The 7302-nt window shown below is 70.8% G+C and carries 4 protein-coding genes; 2 read left to right on the forward strand and 2 right to left on the reverse strand.

The window, feature by feature from the left end:
• Nucleotides 1–44 precede the first annotated feature (44 nt).
• Complete coding sequence (bla, locus tag ACWD3D_RS30850) at nucleotides 45–971, reverse strand: class A beta-lactamase (protein WP_451464046.1); 927 nt, start codon at nucleotides 969–971, stop codon at nucleotides 45–47.
• 206 nt (nucleotides 972–1177) lie between these two features.
• On the opposite strand from bla, the gene dusB reads away from it, so the two are divergent.
• Nucleotides 1178–2326 carry a tRNA dihydrouridine synthase DusB gene (dusB, locus tag ACWD3D_RS30855; protein WP_451464043.1) on the forward strand — a complete coding sequence of 383 codons (1149 nt, stop codon included), beginning with the start codon at nucleotides 1178–1180 and terminating at the stop codon, nucleotides 2324–2326.
• Nucleotides 2327–2411: 85 nt separating this feature from the next.
• On the opposite strand, the gene ACWD3D_RS30860 is transcribed toward dusB, so the two are convergent.
• On the reverse strand, nucleotides 2412–3731 hold the full coding sequence (locus ACWD3D_RS30860; protein ID WP_451464044.1) for a hypothetical protein: 1320 nt from the start codon (nucleotides 3729–3731) through the stop codon (nucleotides 2412–2414).
• A gap of 672 nt (nucleotides 3732–4403) precedes the next feature.
• Between ACWD3D_RS30860 and ppdK the strand changes: the two genes are divergently transcribed.
• Nucleotides 4404–7115 (forward strand): pyruvate, phosphate dikinase, encoded by a 2712-nt coding sequence (gene ppdK / locus ACWD3D_RS30865; protein WP_451464045.1) that lies wholly within the window; start codon nucleotides 4404–4406, stop codon nucleotides 7113–7115.
• Nucleotides 7116–7302 lie beyond the last annotated feature (187 nt).

The raw sequence follows: 7302 nt of genomic DNA on the forward strand, positions 1-7302 counted from the left end.
GCCGTCGTGGCGATCCGGGCCCCACGGCCGTCGTGCGGGCCGGCTCAGCCGACCGCCGTCGCCAGCACCGCCGCCGCCTTCGCCACCAACGGGTGGTCCCCGGCCGCCGTGGCCTGCGGCTTGGTGGTCAGTACCGTCACCACCACCGGCTCGCCCGCAGCCGTCCAGGCGATCCCCGCGTCGTTGCAGGTGCCGTAGGAGCCGCCGCCGGTCTTGTCGGCGATCGTCCAGTCCTTCGGCAGCCCCGTCCGGAAGCGGGTCGCGCTGGTCCGGCAGTTCAGCAGCCAGCCGGTCAGCCGCTCACGGTCGCCCGGCGTGAGCGCGTCACCGAGGACGAGCCGGGCGTACGTACGCGAGAGGGCGTAGGGGGTGGTGGTGTCCCGCCACTGCCAGGGCTCGGCCGAGTTCAGCTCCGTCTCCCACCGGTCCAGGCGGGTCGTGTCGTCCCCGAGCGACCGGCAGAAGCGGGTGACCCCCGACGGGCCGCCCAGCTCCCGCAGCAGCAGATTGCCCGCGGTGTTGTCGCTGTCGCAGATCGCCGCGTCGCAGAGCTCGGCCACGGTCATCCCGGTGGCCAGATGGGCCCGGGTGACGTCGGAGGCGTCGACCAGGTCCGCCTCCGTGTAGCGGACCAGCCGGCCCAGCACCTCGCCGTCCCGGTCCAGGTCGCGCAGGACGGCCGCCGCCGCGAGCGTCTTGAAGGTCGAGCAGAGCGGGAAGCGCTCGTCGGCGCGGTGGGCCACCGTGGCGCCGGTGGCGACGTTGCGGGCGTACGCGCCGAGCCGGGCGCCGTGCTCCCGCTCCAGGGCCCGCAGCGAGGCCAGTGCGTCCTCGGCCCCTGCCGCGAGGTCTCGGGACGACCCGGTGGCGTGCGCGGTCCCGGCCGTGAGCAGCGTGCCGGCGCCGACCGCCCCGGCCAGCGTCAGCAGGCTCCGGCGGGACGGGTGCGCGATGGGGGAGCGGTGGGGCATGGTGGCGGGAACCTCTCGTCGTTCCGTACGTAAGGTCATGCCGCCCGACGCTAGCCACCCGCCGCCGGAACGCGGTGTTCCGCACCTGCCGGGCGTGCCGGAAGCGGTGGGAGCGGCAGGTGTGGCGCATGGGTCGTACGGGGTGAGCGGTGGCGGAGGCGTACCGGCCCGGCGGAGGAGTTCCGCGCGTACGGGACAATGGGGGGATGACCACGCTCGCCCCCGCGCCCCAGCAGCTCCGCATCGGCCCGCACACCGTGCAGCCGCCGGTGGTCCTCGCCCCCATGGCCGGTATCACCAACGCGCCGTTCCGCACCCTGTGCCGTGAGTTCTCCGGTGGCCGGGGGCTGTTCGTCAGCGAGATGATCACGACGCGGGCGCTGGTCGAGCGCAACGAGAAGACCATGCAGCTCGTCCACTTCGACGCGAGCGAGACCCCCCGGTCGATCCAGCTCTACGGTGTGGACCCGGTCACGGTCGGCAAGGCCGTCCGCATGATCGTCGACGAGGACCTCGCCGACCACATCGACCTGAACTTCGGCTGCCCGGTCCCCAAGGTGACCCGCAAGGGCGGCGGCTCGGCTCTCCCGTACAAGCGACCGCTGCTGCGCGCGATCCTGCGCGAGGCCGTGGGGAACGCCGGTGAGCTGCCGGTCACGATCAAGATGCGCAAGGGCATCGACGACGACCACCTCACCTACCTCGACGCAGGCCGGATCGCCGTCGAAGAGGGCGTGGCCGCCGTCGCGCTGCACGGCAGGACCACGGCCCAGCACTACGGCGGCACCGCCGACTGGGAGGCCATCGCCCGCCTCAAGGAGCACGTCCCGGAGATCCCCGTCCTCGGCAACGGCGACATCTGGTCCGCCGAGGACGCCCGTCGGATGATGGCCGAGACCGGTTGCGACGGCGTGGTCGTCGGCCGCGGCTGCCTCGGCCGCCCCTGGCTCTTCGGTGATCTGGTCGGCGCCTTCGACGGCACGAACACCAAGCGCGAACCGGCCCTGCGCGAGGTCGCCGAGGTGATGGTGCGCCACGCGACCCTGCTGGGCGAGTGGATCGGTGACGAGGCGCGCGGCGTGATCGACTTCCGCAAGCACGTGGCCTGGTACCTCAAGGGCTTCGCGGTGGGCTCGGAGATGCGCAAGAAGCTCGCGATCACCTCCTCCCTCCAGGAGCTGGCCGGCCAGCTGAACGAGCTGGACCTCGACCAGCCCTGGCCGGACGGCGCGGACGGCCCGCGCGGACGCACGTCGGGCAACAACCGGGTGGTGCTCCCAGACGGCTGGCTGAAGGACCCGTACGACTGCTCCGGCGTGAGCGCGGACGCCGAGCTGGACACCTCCGGCGGCTGACGGCGGCACGGACCCGCGGGGGGTACGAAGCCTCCGGTGCGGCGGTGGCACCCCGTGCCAGGGGCCACCGCCGCACCGGCCGCCGTCAGTTGACGGTCAGAACCGCCGTGTTGTTCGTGAGATCCGGGTCGAAGCCGAACGGCGGGGCGCCGAACTCGCCGTACCCGGGGTGGACGCTCACGGAACCGGTCGCGCCGGGCACCACGGTGGTGACGCGCAGGGTAAGTGTGAACGTGCGCCGTGCGTCCTCCCGGACCCAGTACGGCAGGGCGCAGTCGTAACGCGGGGCGCCCGTCCGCGACGGGTAGTAGCTCCCGGCGAGGGTGCGGGGGGAGCAGTCGGACGGTACGTCCGTGACCGTGGTGCCCTCGGGCACGATCAGCCGGACCTTGGCGGCCGGATCGCCGGAGCCGAGGTTGCCGACCCAGGCCGGGCCGTGGTTTTCGAACGTGAGATCGGCCGTGACGGTCTCGCCCGCGGCACCGGAGATCGCGTCACCGGTCACGGAGAAGTCGGCGGTGTTCTCCGCGCCGATCTGAACGATGGCGTAGTTGTTCGCGGAGTCGAGATCCTGGACGCCGCCGGGCTCGACGTCGATGTCCAGGCGCTCGTTCAGTGCGTGGGAAGCGAGCTGTACGGTCAGCGGCTCGGGCAGCTCGAAGGACTCGCCCGGCGCCAGCACTTGGTCGAACGTGCAGTTCACGTAACCCGAAGGTGCGTACTCGTCGCCGTCCGACGTGGTGTAGTCGCAGGCGTCGTACGGGGTCGGGTCGGTGAGGCCGTACGAGGTGTACAGCGTGACGCCGAACCCGTTCGCGTTCTCGTTGCCGTGGTTGGTGACCCGGAACGGGATCGTCAGCTCGGCGCCGGGCTGAGCGCCCTCGATGTCGGCGACGGGGTCGAGAGCGAGGTCGGGCCCCGAGCCGACGGTGACCGTCGTGGAGAAGCTCTCCTGCGGTGCGGTGAGCGTGCCGTCGGGGCCTCCGGTGGCCGTCGCCCCGTAGGTGACGGTGCCCTGCGTGCCGGCTCCGGCGCCGTCGGCGGCGCGGACCGTCAGCAGTACCTGGGGCTGGTAGTCCCTCCCGGTCACGGGCACCGTCGGGATGTCGCACACCGCGGTCGCACCCGTCGGCGCGCAGTTGTCGGGCCAGGTCACGTCGGCGACACCGGTGAGACCGGAGGCGTCGACGGTCAGTCTGCCGTCGGTCACCGTGAAGTTCTGGTTGTCGTGGTAGAGACCGACATCGAGGACGCGGGTCTGCGGCTGTTCGCCCCCGGTGCCGAGAGGCAGTGTCTGCTCGTACGGGCCGGCGATCCACAGCTGGTCGGTCTGCGGCGGATCGTCGTCGGCGAAGGCGGGGACGCCGAGGCCGCCGACCAGCAGGCCGGCCACGGCCAACGCCACGGCACCGGATCTGAGACGTACGTGATGGCCAGTAGAGATCTGCCTCAAGGAGTTCCCCCGGGGTGTGATGCGGAAGCCGCCGGCGGACCCGACGCGCCGGAGCGATCATCACATGAGGAGCCGTCCCGAAGCGCCCCTGTTTTCAGGCCGGTTGGCGAGCCCGTGGCCGCCGGCCGTCCCGTGGGCGGCGGGCGCCCGGCTCCCGGTTCCTCCGCCACCCTCAGGCCCCCGCTCTGCGGGCTCCAGGGGAGCGGCGGGTGGCGACGGCCTGATCGCGGGATGTCCGCATGGTGGCATCGGGGCGCTCCGGGGCGGCGTGATTCTCGCCACGCCTGAGGGGTGTTTAGCTCAGATGAGCGGCTCGTTCGGCCCTCCGGCGTGACGCAACTTCTCAAATGATGGCACTGCGTGCCAGATGTGCAGACTTTGATCGATCGACGTCATCCTCACCGAGCGTCACGATTCCCTGGTGGATCATCTGCGGAGCGTCACCTCGCGTTCGAGAGGTGAACACACGCCTCGGAGAGGCCCAGACGACCCCTCACTTTCGATCTGCTGGCAGACGGGTGGTTACGGCCGCACGATGGAGAAGTGGATGCCACCAGGCGCCTTTGATCTGGGTATGTTCCTGGCCGTCAGGGCAGCCACCGCGTCCTCAAGGAGTCGAGACCCGTGTCGGGAAACAACGGTCCAAGGAAGTTCGTCTACGACTTCACCGAGGGCAACAAGGATCTGAAGGACCTGCTCGGTGGGAAAGGTGCGAACCTCGCCGAGATGACCAACCTCGGTCTGCCGGTCCCTCCCGGCTTCACCATCACCACCGAGGCGTGCAAGGTCTACCTCGACAGCGGTGTCGAACCCGCCGAACTCCGCGACGAGGTGAGCTCCCATCTCGCCGCCCTCGAAGCGCGGATGGGCAAGACCCTCGGCCAGGCCGACGACCCGCTCCTGGTCTCCGTACGCTCCGGTGCCAAGTTCTCGATGCCCGGCATGATGGACACCGTCCTCAACATCGGCCTCTCCGACGCCTCCGTCGTCGGTCTCGCCGCGCAGGCGGGCGACGAGCGCTTCGCCTGGGACTCGTACCGACGCCTCATCCAGATGTTCGGCAAGACGGTGCTCGGTGTCGGTGGCGACCTCTTCGAGGACGCGCTGGAGGACGCCAAGCGGGCCAAGAAGGTCGAGGTCGACACGGACCTCGGCGCCGAGGACCTCAAGAAGCTCGTCAAGAACTTCAAGCGGATCGTGAAGACCGAGGCCGGCCGCGACTTCCCGCAGGACGCCCGGGAGCAGATGGACCTGGCCATACACGCCGTCTTCCAGTCGTGGAACACCGACCGGGCCAAGCTCTACCGCCGCCAGGAGCGCATCCCCGGCGACCTCGGCACCGCCGTCAACATCTGTTCGATGGTCTTCGGCAACCTCGGACCCGACTCGGGCACCGGCGTCGCCTTCACCCGCGACCCGGCCAGCGGCCACCAGGGCGTCTACGGCGACTACCTGCAGAACGCCCAGGGCGAGGACGTCGTCGCGGGCATCCGCAACACCGTTCCGCTCGCGGAGCTCTCGTCCATCGACCGGGCGTCCTACGACCAGTTGATGCAGATCATGGAGACCTTGGAGACCCACTACCGGGACCTCTGCGACATCGAGTTCACCATCGAGCGCGGCCAGTTGTGGATGCTCCAGACCCGCGTCGGCAAGCGCACCGCCGGGGCGGCCTTCCGGATCGCCACCCAACTCGTCGACCAGGGACTCATCGACGAGGCCGAGGCCCTCCAGCGCGTCACCGGCGCCCAGCTCGCCCAGCTGATGTTCCCGCGCTTCGACGACACCGCGAAGACCAGGCTGCTCGGCCGGGGCATCGCCGCGTCCCCGGGCGCCGCCGTCGGCAAGGCCGTCTTCGACTCGTACACCGCGATCAAATGGTCCCGCTCCGGCGAGAAGGTCATCCTGATCCGCCGCGAGACCAACCCCGACGACCTCGACGGCATGATCGCCGCCGAGGGCATCCTGACCTCGCGCGGCGGCAAGACCTCGCACGCCGCCGTCGTCGCCCGGGGCATGGGCAAGACCTGTGTCTGCGGCGCCGAGGAGATCGAGGTCGACACCAAGCGCCGTCGGCTCACCGTGGGCGACACCGTGGTGGAGGAGGGCGACCTCGTCTCCGTCGACGGCTCCACCGGCAAGGTCTACCTCGGCGAGGTACCCGTCGTGCCGTCCCCGGTCGTCGAGTACTTCGAGGGCCGGATGCACGCGGGCGCCGACGACGCCGACGAACTCGTCGCCGCCGTCCACCGGATCATGGCGTACGCCGACCGGATGCGGCGACTGCGGGTACGGGCCAACGCCGACAACGCCGAAGACGCCCTGCGCGCACGCCGGTTCGGAGCCCAGGGCATCGGCCTCTGCCGCACCGAGCACATGTTCCTCGGCGAGCGCCGCGTCCTCGTGGAGAAGCTGGTCCTCGCCGACACGGACGCCGAACGCGAGGCGGCCCTCGCCGAGTTGCTGCCGCTCCAGAAGGCCGACTTCATCGAGCTGTTCGAGTCGATGGACGGACTGCCCGTCACCGTACGGCTGCTGGACCCGCCGCTCCACGAGTTCCTGCCCGACATCACCGAACTCTCGGTGCGCGTCGCCCTCGCCGAGTCCCGCAAGGACGCCAACGAGAACGACCTGCGGCTCCTCCAGGCCGTGCACAAGCTGCACGAGCAGAACCCGATGCTGGGCCTGCGCGGGGTGCGCCTCGGTCTGGTCATCCCCGGCCTCTTCGCCATGCAGGTCCGTGCCATCGCCGAAGCCGCCGCGCACCGGAAGAACGCCAAGGGCGACCCGCGCGCCGAGATCATGATCCCGCTCGTCGGCACGGTCCAGGAGCTGGAGATCGTCCGCGAGGAGGCGGACCAGGTCATCGCCGAGGTCCAGGCGGCCACCGGGACCGACCTCAGGCTCACCATCGGCACCATGATCGAGCTGCCCCGCGCCGCACTGACCGCCGGTCAGATCGCCGAGGCCGCGCAGTTCTTCTCCTTCGGCACCAACGACCTCACCCAGACGGTGTGGGGCTTCTCCCGCGACGACGTGGAGGCGTCCTTCTTCACCGCCTACCTGGAGAAGGGCATCTTCGGGGTCTCCCCGTTCGAGACCATCGACCAGGACGGCGTCGGCGCCCTGGTGCGCAGCGCCGTCGAGGCCGGCCGCGCCACCCGCCCCGACCTCAAGCTCGGCGTCTGCGGCGAGCACGGCGGCGACCCGGAGTCGGTGCACTTCTTCCACGAGGTGGGCCTCGACTACGTCTCCTGCTCGCCGTTCCGCATCCCGGTCGCCCGGCTGGAAGCCGGCCGGGCCGCCGCCGCGCCGAAGGAGAGCGACAGCCGCTGACGCCCCCCTTCCGGCTTTTCGGCCACTGACTTCCGGATCCGCCACCACCGGGCCACCCCGACCCTCGCCCCGGCCCGGGCGGCGCCTCCGGAACCGGGGACTCCAACAGCCGCCTTCCAGCGCGGCGAGCTGGAGACCGTACGCCATCAGGTCGAACCGCTTGGCCTCCTCGCTCGTATCCTTCTCG

Source organism: Streptomyces sp. NPDC002690 (assembly GCF_053592415.1).